The organism is Leucobacter aridicollis (assembly GCF_013409595.1).
GTDB lineage: Bacteria > Actinomycetota > Actinomycetes > Actinomycetales > Microbacteriaceae > Leucobacter > Leucobacter aridicollis.
The window spans coordinates 848,983-873,307 of record NZ_JACCBD010000001.1 but is presented as its reverse complement, the minus strand read 5'-3'; the positions used below and the strand labels follow the sequence as shown (position 1 = coordinate 873,307).

The 24,325-nt window shown below is 69.6% G+C and carries 19 protein-coding genes; 7 read left to right on the top strand and 12 right to left on the bottom strand.

The genetic code is table 11. From position 1 onward, the window contains the following. The first annotated feature begins 74 nt into the window (after positions 1-74). Positions 75-2,810: a fibronectin type III domain-containing protein gene (locus BJ960_RS03900; protein WP_185986337.1), complete on the top strand. Its 2,736-nt coding sequence runs from the start codon at positions 75-77 to the stop codon at positions 2,808-2,810. A 123-nt stretch (positions 2,811-2,933) separates the two neighbouring features. Here BJ960_RS03900 and BJ960_RS03895 read toward each other — a convergent pair whose 3' ends face one another. Continuing rightward, complete coding sequence (locus BJ960_RS03895; RefSeq protein WP_185986336.1) at positions 2,934-4,142, bottom strand: MFS transporter; 1,209 nt, start codon at positions 4,140-4,142, stop codon at positions 2,934-2,936. Positions 4,143-4,194: 52 nt separating this feature from the next. On the opposite strand from BJ960_RS03895, the gene BJ960_RS03890 reads away from it, so the two are divergent. Then, positions 4,195-4,905 (top strand): FadR/GntR family transcriptional regulator, encoded by a 711-nt coding sequence (locus tag BJ960_RS03890; RefSeq protein ID WP_121075407.1) that lies wholly within the window; start codon positions 4,195-4,197, stop codon positions 4,903-4,905. A 26-nt stretch (positions 4,906-4,931) separates the two neighbouring features. On the opposite strand, the gene phoH2 is transcribed toward BJ960_RS03890, so the two are convergent. Continuing rightward, positions 4,932-6,269, bottom strand: coding sequence for an RNA 5'-3' helicase PhoH2 (gene phoH2 / locus BJ960_RS03885; RefSeq protein WP_307814686.1), 1,338 nt, complete (start codon positions 6,267-6,269; stop codon positions 4,932-4,934). 322 nt (positions 6,270-6,591) lie between these two features. Between phoH2 and BJ960_RS03880 the strand changes: the two genes are divergently transcribed. Next, complete coding sequence (locus BJ960_RS03880) at positions 6,592-7,161, top strand: TetR/AcrR family transcriptional regulator (protein WP_185986334.1); 570 nt, start codon at positions 6,592-6,594, stop codon at positions 7,159-7,161. 18 nt (positions 7,162-7,179) lie between these two features. Here BJ960_RS03880 and BJ960_RS03875 read toward each other — a convergent pair whose 3' ends face one another. The 4 genes from BJ960_RS03875 to BJ960_RS03860 are packed head-to-tail and all read right to left on the bottom strand — an operon-like array spanning position 7,180 to position 10,778. Continuing rightward, positions 7,180-8,145 (bottom strand): CPBP family intramembrane glutamic endopeptidase, encoded by a 966-nt coding sequence (locus BJ960_RS03875; protein ID WP_185986333.1) that lies wholly within the window; start codon positions 8,143-8,145, stop codon positions 7,180-7,182. Continuing rightward, complete coding sequence (locus tag BJ960_RS03870; protein WP_185986332.1) at positions 8,126-9,238, bottom strand: DUF1648 domain-containing protein; 1,113 nt, start codon at positions 9,236-9,238, stop codon at positions 8,126-8,128. Before BJ960_RS03870 ends, BJ960_RS03875 begins: the two co-directional genes overlap by 20 nt. Next, positions 9,235-10,365 (bottom strand): DUF1648 domain-containing protein, encoded by a 1,131-nt coding sequence (locus BJ960_RS03865; RefSeq protein ID WP_185986331.1) that lies wholly within the window; start codon positions 10,363-10,365, stop codon positions 9,235-9,237. Before BJ960_RS03865 ends, BJ960_RS03870 begins: the two co-directional genes overlap by 4 nt. After that, positions 10,362-10,778: a GntR family transcriptional regulator gene (locus BJ960_RS03860; RefSeq protein ID WP_121075424.1), complete on the bottom strand. Its 417-nt coding sequence runs from the start codon at positions 10,776-10,778 to the stop codon at positions 10,362-10,364. The genes BJ960_RS03865 and BJ960_RS03860 overlap by 4 nt, the downstream gene beginning before the upstream one ends. A gap of 94 nt (positions 10,779-10,872) precedes the next feature. Between BJ960_RS03860 and BJ960_RS03855 the strand changes: the two genes are divergently transcribed. Then, the gene (locus BJ960_RS03855) at positions 10,873-12,015 is read left to right on the top strand and encodes a PQQ-dependent sugar dehydrogenase (protein WP_185986330.1); all 1,143 of its coding nucleotides are present in this window, start codon (positions 10,873-10,875) and stop codon (positions 12,013-12,015) included. Positions 12,016-12,267: 252 nt separating this feature from the next. Here BJ960_RS03855 and BJ960_RS03850 read toward each other — a convergent pair whose 3' ends face one another. Together BJ960_RS03850 and BJ960_RS03845 are read right to left on the bottom strand one after the other, a co-directional pair. Then, positions 12,268-13,431 carry an acyl-CoA dehydrogenase family protein gene (locus BJ960_RS03850; protein WP_121075427.1) on the bottom strand — a complete coding sequence of 388 codons (1,164 nt, stop codon included), beginning with the start codon at positions 13,429-13,431 and terminating at the stop codon, positions 12,268-12,270. A gap of 31 nt (positions 13,432-13,462) precedes the next feature. Further along, on the bottom strand, positions 13,463-14,635 hold the full coding sequence (locus tag BJ960_RS03845; RefSeq protein ID WP_185986329.1) for a CaiB/BaiF CoA transferase family protein: 1,173 nt from the start codon (positions 14,633-14,635) through the stop codon (positions 13,463-13,465). An 83-nt stretch (positions 14,636-14,718) separates the two neighbouring features. Here BJ960_RS03845 and BJ960_RS03840 point away from each other — a divergent pair, with 83 nt between their 5' ends. Next, positions 14,719-16,188 carry a PucR family transcriptional regulator gene (locus tag BJ960_RS03840; protein WP_185986328.1) on the top strand — a complete coding sequence of 490 codons (1,470 nt, stop codon included), beginning with the start codon at positions 14,719-14,721 and terminating at the stop codon, positions 16,186-16,188. A 58-nt stretch (positions 16,189-16,246) separates the two neighbouring features. Here the strand turns inward: BJ960_RS03840 and BJ960_RS03835 are convergent, their stop codons facing one another. The 3 genes from BJ960_RS03835 to BJ960_RS03825 form a co-directional block, all read right to left on the bottom strand. Next, on the bottom strand, positions 16,247-16,750 hold the full coding sequence (locus tag BJ960_RS03835) for a phosphoribosyltransferase (protein ID WP_185986327.1): 504 nt from the start codon (positions 16,748-16,750) through the stop codon (positions 16,247-16,249). 87 nt (positions 16,751-16,837) lie between these two features. After that, positions 16,838-17,743: an aldo/keto reductase gene (locus BJ960_RS03830; protein ID WP_185986326.1), complete on the bottom strand. Its 906-nt coding sequence runs from the start codon at positions 17,741-17,743 to the stop codon at positions 16,838-16,840. A gap of 136 nt (positions 17,744-17,879) precedes the next feature. Continuing rightward, on the bottom strand, positions 17,880-19,673 hold the full coding sequence (locus BJ960_RS03825) for a 2-isopropylmalate synthase (protein ID WP_237463626.1): 1,794 nt from the start codon (positions 19,671-19,673) through the stop codon (positions 17,880-17,882). Positions 19,674-19,867: 194 nt separating this feature from the next. Between BJ960_RS03825 and BJ960_RS03820 the strand changes: the two genes are divergently transcribed. Both BJ960_RS03820 and BJ960_RS03815 read left to right on the top strand, forming a co-directional pair. Continuing rightward, on the top strand, positions 19,868-20,614 hold the full coding sequence (locus tag BJ960_RS03820; RefSeq protein ID WP_185986325.1) for a FadR/GntR family transcriptional regulator: 747 nt from the start codon (positions 19,868-19,870) through the stop codon (positions 20,612-20,614). Next, positions 20,611-21,405, top strand: a complete 795-nt coding sequence (locus BJ960_RS03815) for an ABC transporter ATP-binding protein (protein ID WP_185986324.1) — start codon at positions 20,611-20,613, stop codon at positions 21,403-21,405. The genes BJ960_RS03820 and BJ960_RS03815 overlap by 4 nt, the downstream gene beginning before the upstream one ends. 232 nt (positions 21,406-21,637) lie before the next feature. Here BJ960_RS03815 and BJ960_RS03810 read toward each other — a convergent pair whose 3' ends face one another. Then, positions 21,638-24,217 (bottom strand): MMPL family transporter, encoded by a 2,580-nt coding sequence (locus BJ960_RS03810; RefSeq protein WP_185986323.1) that lies wholly within the window; start codon positions 24,215-24,217, stop codon positions 21,638-21,640. Between the last annotated feature and the right edge of the window lie 108 nt (positions 24,218-24,325).

Genomic DNA, 24,325 nt, shown 5'->3' with positions numbered 1-24,325 from the left:
CGGGTTCGGTTGTGTAGTTGAGGGCGCCCTGCGGGCGCCCATACACGTGCCGCAATCGAGTCTGAAGGAACGATATGACGAACCCCGCTCGCCCGCCCCGACTACGCAGAGGAGCGACGGCGTTCGCGCTCGCCGCGCTCGTCGGCTCCGGCCTTGCCATCCCACTCGCGAGCCCCGCTTCGGCGACAACCGCGGCCGCCGAGACGGCCGCCGTCCCGGTCGTCCCCGCCGCCTCCCTCGTCTCCACCGGCACCGCTTGGAAGTACCTCGACACCAACGTCGACCCGGCCGCGGGCAACGCCGACCGCAACGCCTGGACGGCCCCCGGGTACGATGACTCGGCGTGGCCAACTGCCGCGAGCGGTTTCGGCGTAAAGAAGAACGAGCTCGCCGCGGTCGGCCCCTACATGCCCGCGACCAAGCTCGCCCACTACATCGACGGCGACTCGAAGAACACGGTTCCGACCTACTTCTTCCGCACAACGATCGAGCTCGAGGCCGGCGTCGCGAGCGAGGTTGATGCGGTCTCCGCGTCGATCATCCACGACGACGCGGCCAGAGTGTTCGTCAACGGCCAGAAGGTCGCCGGTTTCCTCGATGCCCGAGTCGATGACGCGTCGCCCACGAACCTGCAGTACGCGGGCGAAAGCAAGGGCGACCCTGTCGTGTCCGACTTCACTGTCGACCCGGCGCTGCTGCAGGACGGCACGAACACGATCGCGGTGGCCGTCTACCAGGATCGCGAGACCTCGTCCGACGCGTACTTCGACATGACGAAGCTGCAGCTCTCACCCAAGACCGATGAGGGTGGCGGCACCGATCCGGTGGTCGCCGCTCCGACGCGCGTGATCCTGACGCCGACCGAGACTCCGGCGACGTCGCAGTCGTTCTCGTGGCTCGCTGGCGATGAGACGCACAAGAGCGGTGCGGTCGAGATCGGGCTCGCTGCTGGCGGCGACACCCGCGTCGTCGATGCGCGCGCGGTTGGCGCCGTGAACGGCAACGCGAAGGAGCACTTCTCGGCGACAGTCACCGACCTCGCCCCCGCAACCGCGTACCGCTACCGCGTCGGGACCGAGGGCAGCATGAGCGAGTGGTACAGGTTCACCACCGAGACCCCGGGCGCGACCGACTTCCAGTTCGTCTACTACGGCGACGCACAGATCGGCCTCGACACCACCTGGCCCGCCGTCGTCGAGCAGGCCGAGGCCAAGGCGCCTCGCTCCATTGGTTCGGTGCACGCCGGCGACCTCATCAACACCGGCAGCAATGACACCGAGTGGCTGAACTGGTTCAAGGGCATGGAGCGCTCGGCGACGAGCACGAACGTCATGGCCGCGCCGGGCAACCACGAGTACTCGGGCGATAAGACGCTCGCCTCGTGGAAGGCCCACTTTGAGTACCCGCTCAACCAGCCGTCCACCGAGACGATCGGTGAGCTCGCTGGCCGCGCGCAGGGCGACTCTGACGTCGCACGCCAGTACGCCGCATACTTCGAGCACTGGGCAGACTTCGCGGCCGAGACCGTGTACTACACCGACTACCAGGGCGTCCGATTCATCACGCTGAACGCCACACGCGACACCACGTTCCTGAAGCCCGCGAACCTCCCCGGTTGCACGGGCGCCGAGTGCCCGAGCACGAAGGTCCAGGCCCTGTGGACCGAGTACCAGGCCGCCTGGCTCGACTTCGTGCTCAAGGAGAGCCCGTCGAAGTGGAACGTGGTCACCTTCCACCAGCCCGTGTACTCGACGTCCTCGGGCCGCGACGAGGCCGTCCTCCGCGAATACTGGGTCCCCGTCTTCGAGGAGAACAACATCGATCTCGTGCTCATGGGGCACGACCACACGTACGGCCGCGGCTACAAGAACGACGACACCACCGAGACGCGCGGCATGACCGTCGGACCGGTGTACGCGGTCTCGAACTCGGGCGCAAAGCACTACGACCTCGAGACCGAAGCAAAGAACGTCTGGACGAACAACGGCGCGACCCAGGTCATCCGCGGCGAGCGCGTCACGACCTACCAGGTCATCGACGTCACTGCGAACCAGCTCACCTACCGCTCGTACGTCGCCGAGAAGGTGAATGGGTCGAAGAGCTTCAAGCTCACCGATACTGCCGCCGAGCGCCCGGTCTATGCCGCTTTCGAGGTCCCCGCCGTCGGCGAGGTCTTCGACGAGTTCACTGTCACCAAGTACGACACCGGCGAGAAGTGGGTGACGGAGCCTGGCATCGAGACTCCCGCCGGCCCGGCGCTGCAGCTCGGCGAGGCATCGGTCGCTCAGGGCGGCGAGCTGCAGGTCTCAGGATCGGGCTTCGCGCCCGGTTCGAAGATCGCGCTCGAGCTGCACTCGGAGCCGGTCGCGCTCGCGTCGGTCGAGGTCGGTGAGGATCGCGCGTTCTCGACAACCGTGACGATCCCGGCGAACACCCCGACTGACACCGAGCACGAGCTCGTCGCCGTGCTGCCGAACGGCAAGACAGTGTCGACCCCGCTCACCGTCACCGCGGCCGAGACCGGCGGGGAGAACCCCGGCGGGGAGAACCCGGGCGGCGAAAACCCCGGCGGCGAAAACCCGGGCGGCGAGAATCCCGGCGGCCAGAAGCCGGGCGAGACCGGCACCACGCCGAGCGACAGCACCACGGGCACGGGCGGGAAGGGATCAGGATCGATCGCCACCACCGGCGGCGCGTCCTTCGTCCCGCTCGGCATTGCAACGCTCGCGCTACTCGCCGCGGGCGGTGGACTGCTGCTGTGGCGCCGCCGCGCCGCCGCCGCAGAGACGGCTGATCACACGATCGGCTAGCGCAGGAGCCGCGTGAGGCGGGGCGTCGGGAACTCTCCCGGCGCCCCGCCTCACGCGTTCCCGCCGGTTTCGACACCAGTTACGCCGGTGCGTGCGCCGCGTCGGGCGCCGGTTGCGAGGCCGCTACCGGTCGCCGCCGGGCCGCCGACGCCACACCACCCCGGTGAGCACAACGCCGACAGTGATCTGCGCCGCGGCGCCGACGACGAGCAGCACGAGCACGGGCGTCCACGACTGCGCCGCCTGGTGCAGGGCGCCCGCCCCGAGGGGGCCGAGCGTCGCGACGGTGTACCCGATCGACTGAACTGCGGTCGAGACCCGCGCCGACTCCGCCGCGTCAGTGCCGATCGTCGCGATGAGCGCAAGCGCAAGCGGGAACGCGCACATGCCAAGCCCGAGGAGGCCGGCCCACACCTCGGGCAGCGCGAGCGGGGCGAACAGCAGCCCGAGCACGCCCGCCGTTGTCGCGGATCCGACGACCGCGAACCCGACCCGCATCCGGCCGGCGCCGCGCGCAAGCGGCATGACGAGCACCGTCGCAGGCACGCCCACCGCCATCGTGATGCCGAGCAACAGACCGGCGCGCTCGGGCGACAGCCCCGCGTCGGTCGCGATCGTCGGAAGCCACCCCATGACGACGTAGCTCAGGAGCGACTGGATCGCGAAGAAGCTCGCGAGGAGCCAGGTTCCGGCAGGGTAGGCGGCGCGCTCGCGGCGTACCCCAGCCTCGGGCGCGGGGGCCGCGGGGCGCGCGGGTCGCGCGATCGGCATCACGACTGCCCACACGGCGAGAGCGATGAGCGCCGGCACGGCCCAGGCCGCGAGCCCAACGGTCGGGCTGCCGACGGCGACCGCGACCGGAACGGCGGTGGCGGCCGCGGTCGCCGCGCCAAGCGACATCGCGGTCGAGTAGACCGTGGTCACCGTGCCGATGCTGCGCCCGAAGTGCGCGCGGACGACGGCGGGCAAGAGGATGTTCACGACGGCGAGCCCGCCGGTCGCGACGACGGTGCCGAGCACGACGATCCACGGGCTCGGGATCGCGCGGATGAGCAGCCCGACGCTCAGGACGGCGAGCCCGACCGCCACCGTCCGCTCGACGCCCCAGCGTCCGGCGAGCCTCGCGGTGCTCACACCGGCGACGGCGAACACGGCCGTCGGGATCGCTGGAATGAGCACGACAGTCGCCGAGTTCAGCGCCCCACTCTCGGTGAGCAGCGTGAGCAGCGCGGCGGCGCTCGTGATCGCCAGGCGCAGGTTGAGCGCGACGAGCACGAGCGCGATCAGCATGAGCGCGGGCCGCCGGCGGGCGGGGGCAGAGAAGTGGGTCATATTCATCCAAACGTCAAACGTCTAACCTTTGAGACGTACTATCATTGCACACATGAGCCTTGATCCGATACGCCAGTCCTCGCTGAGCGACCAGGTCGTCGAGCGACTCCGCACTGAGATCGTCGAGGGGCGCTGGCGAGTCGGCGAGCGGATCCCGCCCGAGCCCGAACTCATCGCGGATTTGGGCGTCGCCCGCGGCACCCTGCGAGAAGCGATCCGGGCGCTGCAGTACAGCGGCATGCTCGACGTGCGCCGCGGCGACGGGACGTTTGTGACCGCGCGGAGCGAAGTTCCCGGGGCGCTCGCCCGCTCGGGCGGCTCGATCGGCGATGTGCTCGAGGCCCGCGCCGCCATCGAACCGCAGCTCGCGCGCCTCGCAGCCGAGCGGGCGGACGACGACGACATCGCGAGGATCGCGGAGGCGCTCGAGTACCGATCCTTCGTGACCGCGGAGCCGCCGACGCGCGAGAACGCCGCCGTGTGGGCGCAGGCGGACGCCGCGTTCCACGAGGAGGTCGCGCGGGCCGCACACAACCCGATCCTGTTCGAGATCTACGCAGCCCTGCTGCCGCGGCTACGAGAATCCGTCGAGTCGGCGATCACCCGCGACGGCTTCAGCAGAGAGGACCCGCGCGGCCACGAGGAGGTGCTGGAGGCGATCCGGCGCCGCGACTCCGAGGCCGCCGGCGCGAGCGCCTCGGCAAACCTTGCCGCCACCGAGCGCTGGGACCACGCAGAGCGGGCCGGCGCAGCTTCACGCTAGCGCCGGCCCGCCCCGATCCTGCCCCGCTACGAGTCGAGCAGCTCCGTAACGAGGGCGGCGATATCGCTGCGCTCGCTGCGCGTCAGCGTGACGTGGCCGAACAGCGAGTGCCCCTTGAGCTTCTCGATGACCGCCGCGATTCCATCGTGCCGGCCCACGCGCAGGTTGTCGCGCTGGCCGACATCGTGCGTGAGCACGACCCGTGAGCGCTGCCCGATCCGGCTGAGCATCGTGAGCAGCACATTGCGCTCGAGCGACTGCGCCTCATCGACGATCACGAACGCGTCGTGCAGGGACCGGCCGCGGATGTGCGTGAGCGGGAGCACCTCAACGAGATCGCGCGCAACCACCTCGTCGAGCACGTTCTGCGAGACGATCGAGCCGAGGGTGTCGAACACCGCCTGCCCCCACGGGTTCATCTTGTCCTGCTGATCGCCGGGGAGGTAGCCGAGCTCCTGGCCGCCCACCGCATACATGGGCCGGAACACCATGACCTTGCGGTGCTGCTGCCGCTCGAGCACGGCCTCCAAGCCCGCGGCGAGCGCGAGCGCCGACTTGCCGGTGCCGGCCTTGCCGCCGAGCGACACGATCCCCACCTCTGGGTCGAGCAGCAGGTCGATCGCGAGGCGCTGCTCCGCGCTCCGACCGTGCACGCCGAAGACCTCGCGGTCGCCCCGCACGAGCCTGAGCGACGCGTCGCCGTCGACTCGACCGAGCGCGGACCCCGTCGGCGAGCTAATGACGAGCCCGGTTCCGACGACGAGGCCGCGGGCCGCCTCCACATCATCGAGCCGCTCGTTTTCCCAGAGGGCGTCGACGTCAGCGTCCGTGAGTTCGATCGCGGTCGTGCCGAGGTAGCTGTCGTCGCCGGTCTGATCGTTGCGGTACTCCTCGGCACCGAGGCCGAGCGCGGCGGCCTTCACGCGCATCGGGAGATCCTTCGAGATCACCGTCACGTCGAGACCCTCGCTCGCGAGGCTCTGGGCGACGGCGAGGATCCGGGTGTCGTTGTCGCCGAGCCGCATGCCGCTCGGCAGCACCTCGGCGCTCGAGTGGTTCAGCTCGACCCGCAGCGTACCGCCATCCTCGCCAACAGGTACCGGGAAGTCGAGTCGCTCGTGCCGCTCACGCAGTCCGTCGAGGAGCCTGAGCGCGCGGCGCGCAAAGTACCCGAGTTCGGGATCGTGCCGTTTCTTCTCAAGCTCCGTCACGACGACGACAGGCAAGACGATGCTGTGCTCGGCGAACCGGAAAATCGCCGACGGATCGCTGAGGAGCACCGACGTGTCGAGCACGTAGGTTCGCTCCGCCTGCGCGAGGCGCTCGGCCTCGCCGATCGCCGGCTGCGTGATGGTTTCTCGGATAGTTGCCACGGCGGCTCCTTCGTTCTGCCGGGGCGGCCCCGGCGAAACGAGTCGGCCGTAGCTTTCGAGGGGGGCTACGGCCTCCTCAACCGGGCACGGTGCCCGGTACTGCACAAGGTACGCTCCGCACGTAAACGGGGGCTGTCGACACGCTGACGCGTTGGTACGCAGTGTTCACGTGCAAGAATTCGAGGCAGCAACATTGGAAACGTGACATATCGACAGACGTGGCCCGTCTAATTGGTACATTCTCTACAGTTCCGACAACAGAAACAGTTTCCTATGCTGCCTTTCCTCCATGAAACAGCGCTAGGCTGGGGCCATGACTGACGCGCGTATCCTGCGGACTCGGGCCGCACTCCACAAGGCGATCACCGATCTCGCCACTCAGAAGCCAGTTGGGGAAATCACTGTCTCGGAGCTCGCCGAGAGTGCTGGCATCAACCGGGTGACGTTCTACAAGCACTACACGACGCCAGCGGAGGCGCTCGCGGATGCCCTGTACTCGGAACTCTCGGAGGTCTGCCGGGGCGGCGCCCCCGCGCCGGAGATCGACGCGTTCACTCACTGCATCTACACGGCGCTCGACCACCTCGAGGAGCGGCGCGACCTCTACACGATCGCGTTCAGCGACCAGGTCGACGGCACCATCCCGATCATGCTCTCCCGCTTCCTCACCGAGGTCGCGGAGACCTACCTCACCAAGCGCCGCAAGCGGAAGCCCGCCGTGCCCGACGTCGACCTCGACGTCGCTGCGGCGTTCCTCGCCAACGGCGCCACCGGCGCGATCCGGATCTGGATCCTCGAGGGTGACATGTCGCGCGAGCGCTTCTTCGAGAACCTCCCGCTGCTGCTCCCCGCCTGGTTCCAGGCGGAGGCAGCAGCGAACTAGCCCGGCGGGGTCTGCGCGTTAGCGCCGCGGCGGCGCCAGGCTCGGCTGTGTGCTGAACTGGCCCGTCGCGGCGAGCGCGACAATCGCGACGGCCGCAACGATCCACCCCGAGACGCCAAGCGGGTTCACGAGCGGCATCGGGAGCGGGGCGCCGGCCATCGTGAACACCATGCAGATGGCGGCGACGCCGTTGAGCGCCCCGTGCGCGATAACCGCCGGCCAGACGGAGGCGCTGCGCAGCCGCAGCCACCCGAACAGGATCCCCCAGAAGACGCAGCCGATCGTCATGAGCGCGACGCCGCGCCAGTCGAACAGCCCAAAGTTGTGGCCGAGCAGCGTGACCGGGGCGTGCCAGAGGCCCCAGATCACGCCGCTCGCGAGCAGCGCGGGCCAGGTTCCGAGCGGGCGCAACGCGGGGAGTAACCAGCCGCGCCACCCGATCTCCTCGCCGAACGCCGGCAACAGGTTGATGAGGCCTGCGAACGGGATCACCGCAAGCTGCGTGAGCATCACCGTGCGCGCGAGCTCAGGCGGCGTGCCGCTCGCTGCGAGCGTCGCCGCGAACCCCGAGAGTTCGGCGAAGTCGGGGGTGAACCACCCCAGCAGCGTCGCGACGCCGAGGGCGAGCGCGACGATCACCATCGGGCCGAAGTTCCCGAGCACGATGAACCAGACCACGCGCTTTGCGGGGCGGAGCGGCCACAGGCCGAGGAACCGGGCCCTCCCCCGCCTAGGCGACCTCAAGACGAAGACCACGACGAGCATCGCGACGGCCGGCGTGAACATCATCACCGACGGCAACAACTGCAGCAGCATCTGCGTGCCCACCGGCATCGTCGCGGCAGCGACGGGGTCGAGCCGCCACATCGGGAGCATCACCAGCCAGGCGAGCCCCCACGCGAGCGCCACAAAGACCGCGACGGCGACCCAGGGCACCCGCGCGAGCGGTTCGGGTTGCGGTCGCTCAATCGGTTCCTGCGTCATTGCGAGTCTCCTTCGTTAGATTCGGTCGGTCAGTTGCGTCAGCGGCGTCTGGCACTTGCGCTGCTGGGTCAGTCGTTGGGCCTGCCGCCCGGGCAGCGGCGACAAGCACGGCCGCAGCCTCCTCTGCACCGTCGAGGGTCGCGACGAGCACCTTGCCGTTCCGGCGGGTGATGACGAGCCCCTCCCCGCCGCGCGGCACGAGGCCGGTGCGGCCGCCGGCGAAGCGCAGCCCCCAGCCGCCAAACTCGCCCAGCGGTTCGATCCGCGCGGTGACCACGTCGGCGACATCAGCCGCGGCGATCCTGAACACGGGCCACCCCACCAGCGAGCGCGCCTCGAAGCCCTGTGGCCCGATCCGCACGCTGAACCACATGCACATCACCGTCCCCGCCGCGACGACCGCGAGGGTGCCGACGCCGATCCAGCCAGCAAGCGGCTCGACGGTGAACATCCACGCCGCCATCGCAGCAAGCAACACATTCACCGCGCCGAGCGCCCACCCCACGCCACGAGACGGGCGGATCTCGCCAACCCAGGCCGCGCGCTCGGTGGCCCCGAGCGGGAGCGCCCGCGCGGCCGGCTCCCCCTCCTCCGGGTCGATGCGCAGGCTCGGCTGCAGGAGATAGGCGGCGACGCAGACGACCGCGCCCGCGAGCCAGCCGCCGAGAAGCCAGCCGAGCGTCGAGCCGGTCTCGCGGGCGTCGACCGCATCGAGCTGGACCCACGCCGTTCCGAGCGCGTTGAGCTGCAGCGACACGACCATGCCGAGGGTGAACGCGGGCATCCACCGGTTCGCCGCCGCCCAGCTGCGGCCCGCGCCGACGGCGTCCCCGCGGCGCAGCTGGAACCGCTGGAGGGGCGGCAGCAGCAGGGCCGCGAGGCTGATACTGGCGAACAACACGACGTTCGTCCACGGCGGTCCGAAGCCGTCTGGCAGACCCGACGGGCCCCAGTGCGTCGCTGCCGGGTCAGGCATTCGCGGCAGCCACAGCAGCTGCACGATGACCGAGACAGTCAGGAGCGCCAGCGGCACGATCGTGCCGATCCACAGGGCGGCGCGTTGCGCGCGAGCGATCGGTGTGCGCGTCGTCATTCGGTGACCTCCCCGCGGGATCCGTTGGCTCGTTCGGTGCCGGTCTGGCCGTCCGGGGCGACCGACCCTGCGCGTGCCTGCTGTGCCGCCGTCGCAAGCGCGGTGGCCGCGGACTCGGCGTCGTCGATCGTCACGACGAGCGGTCGGCCCGTACGTCGCGTGACGCGGATACCCTCGCCCGTGCGCATCACGATGCCGATCTTGCCGTCGACCGAGAGCCGCCAGCCCCAGCCCCCGAACTCTCCGAACGGGTGGATATCGCCCACCTCGACCGTGACTACCTGGTCCGCCGGCACGCGCATCACCGGCCAGCCGACGAACGACCTCGCCTCGAGGCCGCGCTCGTCGATGCGCACGTTGAACCGCATGCAGGTGACCGTGAGCACGACCACCACCAGTAGCGAGGCGCCAACGATCGAGATTCCGGCAGGTTCAGCCGGTCTGATGCTTGCCACGAGGATAAGACAGGCGACGAGCACCACCAACGAGGCCCCCATGATCCAGAGGTACGCCCGGCTCACGCCGATCGTGCCGACCCAGGCGACGCGCTCGGCTGGAGCGAGCTCGAGCGGCTCGCCTGTATCGGCCTCGACGGTCGCCGAGACCCGCAGCCGCGGCTGCGCGAAGTAGCCGAGTACGGCAGCGGCGAGCCCGGCGACCGCCGGCACGATCGTGACGGCGAGATTCGGCTCGAGCTGCCTGGCGTCGGGGAGGTCGAGCTGGATCGCCGTCGTGACCATGTTCAGCGAGAAGATCAGCACGGCTGCACCGAGGACGATCGCAGGCGTCAGGCGATTGATCGGGCCCCAGATGTCGCCGCCTGGCCGCGCCCGGTTCTGCAGGTCCTGCACCCTTGTTACGAAGTACAGCCCCGCCACGATGAGGCCAGTGATCGGGAACATGATTAGGCTGAGCGCCGGGCTGCCAAACCCGTCAGCGACGCCTGCGCCGCTCCAGTGCACCGCCACCGGGTTGGGCAGCCGCGGAAGCCAGACGAGCGAGACGATCACGCCGACGATGACGAGGCCGACCGGGATGATGAGCCCGACGACGCGCGCGGCCATGCGCGCGCGGGGCAAGTCTGGGTGCGACTCGGGGGCTGGCTGGGCGGGAGCGGTCTCGGTCATGCGGCGGTCTGCTCCTGTGAGAACGTCAGCGGGATCGGGGCGCGGCCTGACGGCGGCGCGCCGTTGGGGTCGGCATGCGCGACCAGCGCGGCGAGGGTGACCTGGCTCACCCCGAGGAGGCTGGCACGGTCGACAAGGTCGCGGACCTCGCTCGAGAGCTCGACGAGCGTGCCGGCGAGTGAGGTGACCACGGCGCCCCGGCCGCGCCGCAGGTCGACGAGCCGTTCGTCGCGCAGCTGCTGATAGGCCCGCAGTACGGTGTGCACGTTGATGTCGAGCGCGGCGGCAAGCCGCTTCGCGGCAGGGAGCGCGGCACCGGCCCGAACCTTGCCCGCGGCGATGTCGGCACGAATCGAGTCGGCGATCTGTTCGTAGATCGCGCGCTCGCTCGCTTCGTCAATCCGAATCAGCATGCGCGCTCCTTTCACCAATAACTCTACTTGAACTAGAACAATGTGTCTGGCCCGATGCACCAACATCAACTACCGTGAGTTGTGGGAGGTCACCATGAACCGTTCGCCACGCTCGCGGAGCACCGCATCCGTCGCGCTCACCGCCGGGGCGCTCGCCGCGCTGCTCGGCTTCACCGGGTGCGCCGCCGAACCACCATCGAAGCCCACGGCGTCGCCGACCACGGCTCCGACCGCCGACCCTCCGGCCGAGGAAGGGCCCGAGCCGCTCGGCCCGCGGCAGTCGACGACGGGCCTCGCCGCCCCGTGGTCGATCGCCTACGTCGAGAACTCGGCGCTGGTGAGCGAACGCGATTCCGGCAAGCTGCTCGAACTCACCGCGGACGGCGCGAGTCGCGAGATCACGACAATTTCCGATGTCGTGCACGGTGGCGAGGGCGGGCTGCTCGGGATCGCGGTGTCGCCCGCCGCCGAAGGCACTCAGCCCGAGTATCTCTACGCCTACTCGACGTCGGGAACCGGTAACAGGGTGCAACGCTTCCCGCTCACGGGCGAACCGGGCGCGCTTGCGATCGGCGAGCCGACAGCCATTCTCGAAGGCCTCCCGAGCGCCACCTCGCACAACGGCGGCAGGATCGCGTTCGGCCCCGACGGCATGCTCTACGTGACTGTCGGCGACGCCTCACAGCCGTGGCTGTCGCAGGACCTCGACAGCCTCGCGGGCAAGATCTTGCGCCTCACCCCCGACGGCGGCGTCCCCGACGACAATCCGTTCGACGGCTCGCCGGTCTTCACCTACGGGCACCGCAACCCGCAGGGGATCGCGTGGGCGCCGGACGGCAAGATGTACTCGAGCGAGTTCGGGCAAGACACCTGGGACGAACTGAACGTCATCACGGCGGGTTCGAACTACGGGTGGCCCGAGGTCGAGGGCATCGCGGGCGACAGCCGCTACGTGGACCCGGTCCAGCAGTGGGCCCCGGCCGAGGCGAGCCCGAGCGGCATCGCGATCACGAACGACACGATCTACATCGCGAACCTGCGCGGCCAGCGCGTGCGTACGGTGCCACTGTCGGATCTCACCGCGAGCTCAGACCACTTCGTCGAGGAGTATGGCCGCATCCGCGACGTCACGGTCGCGCCGGACGGCACGCTCTGGCTGCTGAGCAACAACACCGACGGCCGCGTCGAGCCGCGCGATGGCGACGACCGGTTCATCGACTCCGGTCTCGTGAAGTAGGCTCTGGCGCCTACCCGGCGCCGGTAGTCCTGTCTGCGCCCGCGCCTCCGCAGCTGCGCCAGCCCTTCCCCGTGCCCGCACCTACCCGGCACCCGCGGCAGCAATGCGATCTGCAACGCATATGCCTCAGACCGACCCCGACGGCATTGGATGTGCAGATCACAGATGTATCGACCGAGGCCGGCAGGCCCGCGGGTCGAAAACGCGAGGCGCCCGCCACCCCTGCGGGTGGCGGGCGCCGTGAGCGTCAGACTAGAACGCCGCGATTCCGGTGAGCTCGCGACCGATGACGAGCTGGTGCACCTCGTCGGTGCCCTCGTACGTGCGCACCGACTCGAGGTTTGCCATGTGGCGCATCACCGGGAAGTCCGAGGTGATGCCGTCGCCACCAAGGATCGAGCGGCACTGACCGGCAATCTTGATGGCCTCACGAACGTTGTTCAGCTTGCCAACGGAGATCTGGCCGTAGGTGAGCGTTCCCGCGTCCTTCAGGCGGCCAAGGTGCAGCGCGAGCAGCATGCCCTTCTCGTACTCGACGAACATGTCGGCGAGCTGCGCCTGGATGATCTGCTTCGATCCGATGGGAGCGCCAAACACCTCGCGCGTCTGCGAGCGCTCGACGGCGGCCTCGAGGCACGAGCGCGCCGCGCCCATGACACCCCAGGCGATGCCGTAACGCGCCTCGTTCAGGCACTTGAACGGCGCCGACAGCCCCTTGGCTCCGGGGAGGATCGCGTCCGCGGGCAGGCGCACGTCCGTGAGCTCGATCTCGGTCTGCAGCGACGCGCGCATCGACAGCTTGTTCTCGATCGCGGTCGCCTTGAAGCCCTCGGTCTCGGTCGGCACGACGAAGCCGCGCACGACGCCCTCCTCGTCCTTCGCCCAGATCACGCCGACCTTCGCGATGGTTGCGAGACCGATCCAGCGCTTCTTGCCGTTGAGCACCCACTGGTCGCCATCGCGGCGAGCTGAGGTGAGCATGGTGTTCGGGTCGGAGCCGCCCTGCGGCTCGGTGAGTCCGAAGAACCCGACGGCCTCGCCGCGGCCCATGGCGGGGAGCCACTGCTGCTTCTGCTCCTCCGAGCCAAACTTGTAGATCGCGCCCATCGCGAGCGAGCCCTGCACCGAGAGGGCGGTGCGGAAGCCCGAGTCAGCGGCCTCAAACTCCATCGCAACGAGGCCATACGCGACCGACGATGCGCCGCGGAGGCCGTACCCGTTCATGTACATGCCGAACGCGCCGAACTCGCCGACCTCCGGGAGCAGCTCGACGGGGAGCCTACGATCCTCGAACGCCTGGTCGATGATCGGGTTGATCTTGGTCTGCGCGAACTCTCGCGCCTTGAGCTGCCACTCGCGCTCTTCTTCGGTGACGAAGTCGGCGACGTTGAACAGCTGGTCAATCGTGGTGGTCATGAGTTTCCTTTGTTCGGTGTGTGCAGCGGGGTTAGCGGGGAAGCCAGGTCGCGCCCTGGTGCTCGCCGACCCCTGGAGGCGGCGAGGTGTAGCGGGCTGGCGTCTCGGAGAATTGGATGGGAGCGGCGACCGAGCGGAGCGTGTGCTCGCTGCCGTCGGCGGCGACGCCGGTGGTCTCGGCGACGGTGTCAAGGCCAAGCGACTCTGCGAGCTCGATCGCCTGCGCGATCGTGTTGACCCGGCCGGCCGGGATGTTCGCCTCGGTGAACGCGGTGATCCACTCGTCGGCGTTGCGGGTGCGGAGCTGTTCCTCGAGCGCCGCACGCAGCGCCACCCGGTTGGCGACGCGCGCGGGGTTGTTCGCGAACCGGTCGTCGGCCGCCAGCTCGGGGATGCCGAGCACCTCGCAGAGCCTGGTGAACTGGCCGTCCGTTCCGACCGCGAGCGCGACCGACTGATCGGCAGCGTGGAACGTCTCGTACGGCGCGATCGAGGGGTGGGCGTTGCCCATGCGCCCCGGCGACGCGCCGGTCTCGAGCGTCGACGAGGCCTGGTTCGCGAGCGCCGAGAGCAGCGAGCCGAGGAGCGTCACCTTGACGTGCTGGCCGCGGCCGGTGCCGCCCGCAGCGTCACGGGCGCGGAGGGCTGCCTGGATGCCGATCACCGCGTTCAGGCCGGTGAGGATGTCGACGAGCGCGACGCCGACCTTCGTCGGTTCGCCGCCAGCATCATCTGCCTGGCCGGTGATGCTCATGAGCCCGCCGACGGCCTGCACGAGCAGGTCGTAGCCGGGGAGGTCGCGACCCTCGGCGTCTCCGAAGCCCGAGATCGAGCAGTAGACCACGCCAGGATTCGCGGCGGCGAGCGCCTCGTAGCTCAGCCCAAACTTGTCCATCGTGCCCGGCTTGAAGTTCTCGATGACGACGTCCGCTGAGGTTGCGAGCTCGGTCGCGAGGGCGATCCCCTCCTCGCTACGCAAATCGCAGACGACCGAGCGCTTGCCGCGATTGACCCCGGCAAAATAGGTGCTCTGGCCGATCGCGTTGGTCGGCGGCGACCACTGCCGGGTGCCGTCGCCCTCGGGGCTTTCGATCTTGATCACGTCGGCGCCGAAATCGGCGAGCAGCATCGTTGCGTGTGGGCCCGCGAGCACTCGGGAAAAGTCTGCGACACGAATGCCGGCGAGCGGACCTGGGGTTGTCATACTTCAACTGTAGGCGAACTGCCACAACTCGAGGGGCAAAACTTGCACACTCTTAGCATTCGATGCTGTGCGAGAATGACACCATGGCGACGCTCTCCCAACTGCTCGAACTGCCCGATCTCGGCCTCACGCTCCTGCAGGCGGGCCAGGGAGATCCCGAGCTGAGCTGGGCGTCGATCACCGAGCTCCTGACGCTCAGCGACTACCTCGAGGGCGGTGAGATCATCATGACGACTGGCCTCTCCCTCAGCGCCGATGACCCGGGCTGGCTCGACTTCGTGGCCGGCCTCAGCCGCGCGCGCATCGCCGCGATCGGGTTCGGTGTCGGCGTGAACCACGAGCGGGTGCCGACCCCGCTGCTCCGCGCCGCGAGCACGTACCGCGTCGCCCTATTCGAGATCCCGCTCCCGGTCCCCTTCATCGCCGTCACCAAAGCCGTAGCCGGCCTCATGCGCTCGGACGAGCTGCGCGCCGCGCGCTCGGCGCTGCAGGTCCAGCTGCGCCTCCTCGACAGCGCGCGCGGCGCGCAGGACCCTGCGGAGGTACTCGCGAGCATCTCGCAGGCGACCGGCAGGCAACTCGCGCTCATCGCAGGCCCCGACCGCGTGCTCGCCAGCACGCAGGGATTCAATCCGGACGGCGCCGAGCTCGTCGCGCTCGACACCGAGGGGACGCTCCGGCTCGCGATTGCGGGCTCGGGCCCACTCACACCCGAGGGCAGCTCGGTGATCGCCGCCGGCGCGATGGCGCTCGGATTCAGCGTGCGCAGCGACCGCGCAACCGACCGCGCCGAACGGGAGCGATGGGAGCTCCTCACGGGCAGGATCCTGAGCGGCGAGTTCCCCGCGGAGACCGCCGAGGCGCTCGCCCCCGGACTCGTGATGCCCGCGACGCTGCGTGCCGTCGCCGTGCAGGGCGCTCCCGAGGACATCTCGGCCTGGCGCACGGAACCGCGCCTGGGCCTGGACAGGCTCATCACCTCGACCGAGGAGCTGCCGGGCGGGCTCGCGCAAGCCTGGCAGATCATCGACGGCGCGCACCCCGAGCCAGCGATCACGCGGACCGTGCAGCACGGGCTTGACCTTGTCGTCGGGCGAGAGGTCGACCGCGGCAGTGTGCCCGTGAGCGGGCGCTCCGCGGCCTCACGCATCAGCGATCTGCCGGGCCGCGCCGCGCTCTACGCCGAACCGCGGCGCGCGCAGGTGATCTGGGTCGACCGCGACGCGCCGTTCCTCGACGCGGTGCTCAGCCTCGGCTTCACCGGCAGACACACCGCGACGGAGCTGAGCCGTGAGGTACTCGGGCCGCTCGCGGCGGTGGACGCGAGCGGTGAGGCGTCGGCCGAGGCCGACCGCGAGCTGCTCTGCGACACGCTTGACGCGCTGTTCGAGTCGGACGGCCAGCGCGGACCGGCCGCCGCCGCGCTCGGTATCCACCGCAACACGCTCCGCGACCGGGTGACGCGCATCGAGCGGCTCACAGGTAGGTCGCTCTCCAGCGCCGCGGACCGCGCCGAGCTCTGGTTCGCGCTGCGCGCGGAGGAACTCCTCTAGGGCGCGAGCGACCCACGCGGGAGTTCCTCCGGCAACGGTGCCGCCGACGGCCAGCGAGTCAGGCGCTGCGCTCGGCCGCGTTCGCGTCTTCCTCGATGACCGACCCGTCGGCCGACCACGGAAAGTCGATCCACTTGTCGGTGGCCTTCCACGCGTAATCGGGCTGGATGACTGTCGACGGCTTCGTGTAGATCGTGACCGAGCGCACCTCGGCGCCCTCGGCCTCCAGCAGTTCGACCGCGAGCTTCAGCGTGCGACCCGAGTCGGCAACGTCATCGACGAGCAGCACGCGGCGGCCCTTCAAGTAGCCCATATCGAGCTCGGGCGGAAGCACCTCGGGGTTGTCGAGCACCGTGCCGATACCGGTGTAGAACTCGACGTTGAGCGCGCCGCAGTTCTTCGCCCCCAGGCCGTATGCGATGGCGCCGCCAGGCAGCAGGCCGCCGCGGGCGATCGCGACGACGACCTCGGGCGCGAAGCCGTCAGCAACAATCGTGCGCGACAGCTCGCGGGTCGCGGCCCCAAAACCGTCCCAGGTGAGTACTTCGCGTTCGGCGGTCATGTGGGCTCCCTCAGTTCGTGCGATTCCGGCGCTGTGCGCTGCCGTAGGGCAAGCAGTTTACCGGGCTTCGCGGTCCGGCGCGCCCGCCTACGGCACCTCGTACCCGGCCGCCGCGAACAGCTCGTACCACTCCGCCCTGCTGAGCACCATCCCCGCCCCTTCGACGGCCTCGGCGACGCGGCTCGCCTTCGTCGTCCCGAGCACGACGCGCATGCGCGCCGGGTGCCTGGTGATCCAGGCCGTCGCGATCGCGGTGGGTGTCGTCTCCCGCTCAGCCGCCATGCGGGCGATCACGGTCTGCAGCTCCCGCAGCCCGCCCTGCTCGAAGATCGACCCCGAGAAGAATCCGCGCTGGAATGGGGACCATGCTTCGAGCGTGATCCCGTTGATGCGCGCGTACTCGATCAGGCCGCCGTCGCGCATCGCGGACTGCTTCACACCCTCCATGTTCGCGGCGATCCCCTGCGCGACGAGCGCGGCATGCCCGAGCCCGAACTGTACCTGGTTCACGGCGAGCGGCTGCGTGACCGCGGTCTTCAGGAGTTCAATCTGCTGTGCCGTGTGGTTCGACACCCCGAACGCCCGCACCTTGCCGGCGCTCTCGAGCTGCGAGAACGCCGAGGCGACCTCCTCCGGCTCGACGAGGGTGTCCGGTCGGTGCAGCATGAGCACGTCGAGGTAATCGGTGCCGAGCGCCTCGAGGGACTCCTCGGCCCGGCGCACGATGTAGTCGGCCGAGAAGTCGAAGCCCTTCCCGCCGGGCCTGATGCCGCACTTCGTCTGGAGCACGATCTGCTCGCGCTCGGTCGCGCCGAGCTGCAGCGCCTCGCTGAACCGGCGTTCGCACCCGTGCTCGCCGCCGCCGTAGATGTCGGCGTGGTCGAAGAGCGTCACCCCCGCGTCGCGTGCGCCCGTGTAGAGCTCGCGAATCTCGCCCGCGCTGAGGTTCTCGATGCGCATCATCCCGAGCGCAATCCTGCTGGCTTCACTCATGGCGTCTCCCCTTCGTCGGCGGGTGGTGCCACCCATGGTACTCCGGGCGTGAGGGGCCGCCCGGAGCGCCATCTCCGGCCCGCACAGCGCGCCCAGCCCGCGCAGGGGACGTCGCCCTGCGCTGGCCCAAGGTCGCCTAGGCGCGGGCCGCGGCGGCCATGACCGCGGCGAGCGTTGCCCTGAGCGTCGACCGGTGTCGCCCGGCCGCCCATGCCGTCCCTCTCGCGTGCCTGAACTCGATGAGCGTCATCGCCTCGCTCGCGTTGCCGGCGCCGATGCTGCTCTGATGCAGTTCGAGCACCTCAACGTCGACGCCGACGTTGGCGAGGGCCGCAGTGAGCGCCTCGACGGGCCCCACGCCAACGTGCTCGGTCACCGTCTCGGCGTCGCCGCCCGAGTCGCCGCCCGAGCGCAGCGTCACCACCGTGCGTTCAGTCCCCGCGTCGCCCGAGGACTCGAACCCTGCGAGCACCAGCCCGGACTCCGGCGTCCGGCCCGAATCCGCCGGCTGCCCGCCGGGCCCGCAGTACGCCTCTTGGAAGATCTCCCAGATCGCGGCGGCCGTCACCTCGGTGCCGCTCGCATCGGTGTGCTGCTGCACCCGCCTTGCGAGGTCGATCTGCAGCCGCCTGGGCAGCGTGATCCCGTAGCCGCTCTCGAGCAGGTAGGCGATGCCACCCTTGCCGGACTGGGAGTTCACGCGGATCACCGCATCGTAGCTCCGCCCGATGTCGGCCGGGTCGATCGGCAGGTACGGCACGCGCCACTCGATCTCGGATGCTGGCACCCCGAGTGCTGCAGCCCGCGCGCGGTGCTCGGCGAACCCCTTCTTGATGGCGTCCTGGTGTGTTCCGCTGAATGCGGTGTGCACGAGGTCGCCGACGTAGGGGTGCCGCGGGTGCACCTCGATGCGGTTGCAGTGTTCGACCGTGCGTCTCACCTCGTCGATGTCCGAGAAGTCGATCATCGGATCGACGCCCTGCGCGTGCAGGTTCAGGGCGAGCGTCGCGATGTCGACGTTGCCGGTGCGCTCGCCGTTGCCGAAGATGCAGCCCTCCACCCGCTGCGCTCCCGCGAGCACCGCGAGCTCAGCGCAGGCGATGCCGGTGCCGCGGTCGTTGTGCGGGTGCACCGACAGGATCACGCCGTCGCGCCGCGCGAGGTGCCTGTGCATGTACTCGATCTGGTCGGCGTAGACGTTCGGGGTCGCGATCTCCACAGTGGCAGGGAGGTTGAGAATGACGGGCCGCTCCGGTCGAGCGTCCCACAGCTCGGTCATCGCGTCGCAGACCTCGAGCACGTAGTCGGGCTCGGTGAGGTTAAAGACCTCGGGGCTGAACTGGAAGCGCACGTTTGGCAGGTCGCCGGCGAGTTCGAGCAGGTCGCGGCCACCCGCGAGGATCAGCTCCTTCAGGGTCTCGCGGCTGTGCCCGAGCACCGCGTCGCGCCACATGGGGGCGGTGGCCGTGTACATGTGAATCACGACGGGGTTCGTGATCCCGGCGATCGACTCGACGGTCCGCGCGATGAGGTCGCGGCGTGCGGCGGTGAAGACGACGATCGTCACGTCGTCTGGCGCGATGTCGGTCTCGGCGATGAGCCGCACGAAGTCGAAGTCGGTCTGCGAGGCCGAGGGGTAGCCAACCTCGATCTCCTTGTACCCCATCGCGACCATGCGCTCGAAGAAGTGACGCTTACGCTCGGGATCCATGGGTTCGGCGAGCGCCTGGTTGCCATCGCGCAGGTCAACGGGAACCCAGAGCGGAGCTTCCGTGAGGCGCTTCGTCGGCCACTCGCGTTCGTGGAGCGGCACGTCGACGCGCGAGAACACGTCGCGGTAGCGGTGGGAGGGCATGCCCGAGGGCTGCTGCCGGTTCCAGACGGCGGCCGGGGCCGTTGCCGCCGGATGGTGTGCGGGTACTGCTGTCATGTCGGGTTCCTGTCGTTCGTAACACTCAACGACCGGCACACCCAGCTCCCCACGGCGGGGAGCCGGTCTGGCTACGCCCCGCCGTGGCGACGAAGAAGGAGGAATCCGCGAAGAAACATGCGTAGACTGTAACACAACTCCTCAGACAAGTAGCGCACTTTGCGGAGACGGCGCACCCAACAGAATCGAGACCCATGGCGCAGGTACACCGATCCTCACTCGCCGATCAGGCGGCCGACGTACTGCTCGAACGTATCCGCGCAGGCGAATGGGCGCTCGGATCGAAGCTTCCCGGCGAGACCACGCTCGCCGCACAGCTCGGCGTCGGCCGCTCGACGGCGCGCGAGGCGATCCGCCAGCTCGCGGGCCTCGGCGTGCTCACCTCCCGGCAGGGATCCGGCGTCTTCGTCACCGCGCTCGACGCCCGCGACGACTGGGACCTCGTGCTCAGACGCTCCGACATCCTCGCCGTCATCGAGGCCCGCACCGCCATTGAGGCGGAGAGCGCCGGGCTCGCCGCCACGCGCCGCACACCTGCCGACCTGCGCGCGATCCGCCGCACCCTCGCCGCGCGCGCCGTGCACCGCGACGACATCGCGGCGCACGTCGACGCCGACACCGCCTTTCACCGGGCCGTGGTGCAGGCCGCTGGCAACCCGATCCTGCTCGAACTGTTCGACGGGTTCACGCCGCGCATCCGCCCCGCAATGATCGAGATGCTGCGCCTGCGCGGCTCGTTCGGCAGCAACGACTTCAGCGGTTCCCAGGATCACGACCACCATGTCGACCTCGCCGACGCGATCGCCGCGCGCGACGCTGCGCGAGCGGCCACCGTGGCCCGGGCCCACCTGCGCTCGCTCGGTGAGGCGCTCACCTCGCCGGGATCAGGATCAGGATCCAGACCCGCCAGCGCCGCTCCAGGCGCCGGGGCGAACCTGTGAACGCGACCGAGGTGCTCCGCCTCACCGACGTGAGCTTCGTTCGGGAGGGCCGCGAGATCCTGCACGACGTGTCGTTCGGCATTCGGGCCGGCGAGCACTGGGCCCTCATTGGGCCGAACGGGGCGGGCAAGAGCACGATCCTGAGCTTCTGCGGCGCCGAGCACCACCCCACCAGCGGCACCGTGCACGTGCTCGGGCAGCAGCTCGGACGCGTCGAGATTCGCAAGCTGCGCGAGCAGATCGGCCACGTGAATCCCCGCCACAAGCTGCGCTCACCGCTCACCGTGCGCGAGGTCGTGCTGACCGGCGCGACGGGCACGACCGAGCTCATGATGGGCTGGCAGCCCTCCCCCGAGCTCGTCGAGCGTGCGGACTACCTCGCCGACCTCCTCGGCCTTGGAAGCCGCACTGAAGTGCGCTGGCCGACAATGTCGCAGGGCGAGCGCGGGCGGGCCCTCATCGCGCGGGCCCTGCTCACCGAGCCACCGCTGCTGCTGCTCGACGAGCCCTCAACCGGGCTCGACGTTGCCGCCCGCGAGCAGCTGCTCGAGACCGTCGACGAGCTGCACACGTCGCACCCGGAGCTCGCGACCGTGCTCGTGACGCACCACTTCGAGGAGCTTCCTCAGTCGACGACCCACGCGATGCTGCTCCGTGACGGCACGCTGCTCGCGTCTGGGGGCGTCGAGGAGACGCTCACGTCCGAGCTCGTGTCCCAGAGCTTCGACTACCCGATCGAGATTGAGCACCGAGAGGGGCGCTGGGCCGCCCGAGTGAACCGCGCGGGGTAGGTGGGGCGGGGTGGGCGGGGCCTATCCGGCACCCGGCCCGACCGGGCCTTTCCCGGCCGGGCCCTCACCAGGCCCGCCTCCCCGCCCGGAGTTGGCAGTTGTTGTCGCTTCCGAGCCGTCAGAACGACAAGAACTGCCAACTCCGAGCTGGGGTGGCCGGGTGTGAGCAGGGCGGCCGTCCGGGGACGGGTCGGCCGGGGACGGCCGGCCAAACCAGACCCCAGGCGCGGTGTCAGTGCTGAAGCGCGTGCCGGCGCTCCAGCGCCGCACCCTCCACGTCCACGTTCGGGATGATCCTGTCGAGCCACTTCGGCAGCCACCACGCGCCGCCACCGACGAGGTGCATGAGCGCGGGAACGAGGAGCATGCGAACGACGAAGGCGTCGAACAGCACGCCGAGCGCGAGGCCGAGGCCCATCGACTTGATCATGACGGAGTCCGAGGCGATAAAGCCACCAAACACCGCGACCATGATGATGGCCGCGGCCGTCACGACGGTCCGCCCGGCCCGGAACCCCTGCGCGACCGCCAGCCGGGCAGGCGCGCCGTGCACGAACGCCTCGCGCATCCCGGTCGCGAGGAACAGCTGGTAGTCCATCGCGAGCCCGAACAGGATACCCACGAGGATCACGGGCAGGAAGCTCAGGATCGGGCCCGGGTTGTGCACGCCGAGCAGCTCACCGAACCAGCCCCACTGAAACACGGCCGTGACCGCGCCGTAGGTTGCGAACAGCGAGAGCACGAAGCCGCCGGTCGCGATGAGCGGGACGAGCAGGGAGCGGAACACCATCACCATGATGATGAAGGAGAGCCCGACGACCACGGCGAGGTAGAGCGGCAGCACGTCGTTCAGGCCCTCGGAGATATCAATGTTGATCGCCGCCTGCCCGGCGACGCCGAGCGCGGCCTCGCCGCTTGCACCCGAGTCGAGCGTGAATGCCACGGGAGGGAGCTCACGGAGCTCTCGCACGAGCGCGTCGGTCGACTCGCTGTTCGGGCCCTCAGCTGGAATGACCTGGAAGGCGGCGAGCCTGTTGTCATCAGAGACGGCCACCGGGGCGACAGCGACGACGTCAGCGTTCTCAGCGAGCGCGCCGGCTACGGCCGCCTGCGCACCGAGCACGTCGCTCTCGTCAAGCCCGTCGGGAAGGTCGGCGGTGACGAGCAGGGTGCCGTTCGCGCCCTCCCCGAACGCCTCGTTCGTAAGCGTGTACGCGGTGTGCGCACTGGAGCCCTCGGACTCCGATCCGCCGTCCGGCAGGCCGAGCCGAATGGAGAGCGAGGGAATCGCGAGCACGAGCAGCACGGCCACGGCGACGACCGTGGTGAGCACAGCGTGCAGGTTCGACATCGGCTTCAGCGCGCGCGAGGGTTGTGTCTTCACCGTGCCGTCGAGCACCTCCGGCGCCGGGTTCGCTGCGGCCGCCGCTGCAGCCTCCGCGGTCGCGCGCGCCCGTCGGCCGAGCAACTTGCGCCCCGCGAGCCCGAGCAGGGCTGGGGTGAGCGAGACCGCGATGAGCACCGCGACGGCGACGCTCACTGCTCCGGCCGTGCCCATGAGTCCGAGGAACGGAATCCCGCTCACGTTGAGCGCGAGCAGTGCGACGATCACCGTCGCACCGGCGAAGACGACCGCGTTGCCGGCGGTTCCGTTCGCGAGGCCGATCGATTCGACGACGTCCGCGCCCTGGAGGAGCTGCTTTCGGTGGCGGTAGAGAATGAAGAGCGAGTAGTCGATGCCGACCGCGAGCCCGAGCATGACGCCGAGGATCGGGGTCACGGACGCCATCTGTGTGACGCCGGAGAACGCGAGCGTCGCCATCGCACCGATGCCGACGCCGACGAGCGCGGTGACGATCGGGAACGATGCGGCGAGGAGCGAGCCGAGCACCGCAACGAGCACGATCGCGGCAATCGCGACGCCGATGACCTCGCCAACGCCGAGGATCTCGGGGACGCCCTGGGAAATGTCGGTCGAGAAGGAGACCCCGACGCCGTCGATCGCGTTCGACTCGAAGTGCTCGATGATGGCGTCCTTCGACTCCTGCGGCAGGTCGAGGCGGGGCTCCGTGAACGAGACGTTCACGAGGGCCGTTGCGCCGTCCTCGGAGACGAGGCGGATGCCCTCGGCGTACGACGCGAGTTCGGCGCCAGTTTCGAGCTTCGCAGCGTTTTCGTCGAGCGTCGCGAGCCCGTCGGTGAGTTGCTGCTGTTGAGCGTCAAGCTCGGCCCGGCCGGCGTCGAGCTGCGCCTGCTGCGCGTCGAGCGGCGCGAGTTGCGCGGCGAGCATCTCCGCGGGGAGCCCTGCCGCCTCAAGCTGGGCACGACCAGCTTCGAGCTGCGCCTGACCAGCCTCGAGCTGCGCGAGCGCGGCATCGAGCTGCTGCTGCCCCTGCGCTGCCTGCTCGCGACCAGCGGCGATCTGCTGCGTGCCGTCCTCGAGTTCCGCGCGCTGGTCGGCGAGCTGGCGTTCCGCAGCGAAGGGGTCGATGACGTCGGCGACGTCCGGGAGGCCCTTCGCGTCTTCCGAGACACGCACGATCTCGGCGCGCTGGTCGTCGGTGAGCGCGGAGCCGTCCTCGCGGTGGAAGACGACGGTGCCCGAGGCGCCTGCGAAGTCCGGGAGCGAGTCCTCAAGCTCTTCGAGCACTTCCCCGGAGGCGGTCCCGGGTACGTCGAAGCTCGAGCTCAGCCCCTTAAAACCGAGGGCGAATCCGCCGCCCGCGATTCCGAGGATGGCGACCCAGGCGACGATCATCACCCAGGCACGCCGAGCGGCAAACGTTCCGAGGCGGTGCAGCAACTCGGCCATAGTGGTCTCCTCAACACTCGTGCGAGGCGACCGCGGTATCCTGGCCGCCGTCGGCATCGACAAACAACGTAAGATTACACGAACCGTATCGTCTAGTCTGGAGGATTC

Bases quoted from the DNA above. Each gene is read 5' to 3' on its own strand.
- BJ960_RS03845 (WP_185986329.1), bottom strand. From the start codon at position 14,635: ATGACAACCCCAGGTCCGCTCGCCGGCATTCGTGTCGCAGACTTTTCC.
- BJ960_RS03850 (WP_121075427.1), bottom strand. From the start codon at position 13,431: ATGACCACCACGATTGACCAGCTGTTCAACGTCGCCGACTTCGTCACC.
- BJ960_RS03860 (WP_121075424.1), bottom strand. From the start codon at position 10,778: ATGCTGATTCGGATTGACGAAGCGAGCGAGCGCGCGATCTACGAACAG.
- BJ960_RS03825 (WP_237463626.1), bottom strand. From the start codon at position 19,673: ATGACAGCAGTACCCGCACACCATCCGGCGGCAACGGCCCCGGCCGCC.
- BJ960_RS03835 (WP_185986327.1), bottom strand. From the start codon at position 16,750: ATGACCGCCGAACGCGAAGTACTCACCTGGGACGGTTTTGGGGCCGCG.
- BJ960_RS03880 (WP_185986334.1), top strand. From the start codon at position 6,592: ATGACTGACGCGCGTATCCTGCGGACTCGGGCCGCACTCCACAAGGCG.
- BJ960_RS03855 (WP_185986330.1), top strand. From the start codon at position 10,873: ATGAACCGTTCGCCACGCTCGCGGAGCACCGCATCCGTCGCGCTCACC.
- BJ960_RS03840 (WP_185986328.1), top strand. From the start codon at position 14,719: ATGGCGACGCTCTCCCAACTGCTCGAACTGCCCGATCTCGGCCTCACG.
- BJ960_RS03830 (WP_185986326.1), bottom strand. From the start codon at position 17,743: ATGAGTGAAGCCAGCAGGATTGCGCTCGGGATGATGCGCATCGAGAAC.
- BJ960_RS03895 (WP_185986336.1), bottom strand. From the start codon at position 4,142: ATGACCCACTTCTCTGCCCCCGCCCGCCGGCGGCCCGCGCTCATGCTG.
- BJ960_RS03870 (WP_185986332.1), bottom strand. From the start codon at position 9,238: ATGACGACGCGCACACCGATCGCTCGCGCGCAACGCGCCGCCCTGTGG.
- BJ960_RS03865 (WP_185986331.1), bottom strand. From the start codon at position 10,365: ATGACCGAGACCGCTCCCGCCCAGCCAGCCCCCGAGTCGCACCCAGAC.
- BJ960_RS03875 (WP_185986333.1), bottom strand. From the start codon at position 8,145: ATGACGCAGGAACCGATTGAGCGACCGCAACCCGAACCGCTCGCGCGG.
- BJ960_RS03810 (WP_185986323.1), bottom strand. From the start codon at position 24,217: ATGGCCGAGTTGCTGCACCGCCTCGGAACGTTTGCCGCTCGGCGTGCC.
- BJ960_RS03820 (WP_185986325.1), top strand. From the start codon at position 19,868: ATGGCGCAGGTACACCGATCCTCACTCGCCGATCAGGCGGCCGACGTA.
- BJ960_RS03890 (WP_121075407.1), top strand. From the start codon at position 4,195: ATGAGCCTTGATCCGATACGCCAGTCCTCGCTGAGCGACCAGGTCGTC.
- BJ960_RS03900 (WP_185986337.1), top strand. From the start codon at position 75: ATGACGAACCCCGCTCGCCCGCCCCGACTACGCAGAGGAGCGACGGCG.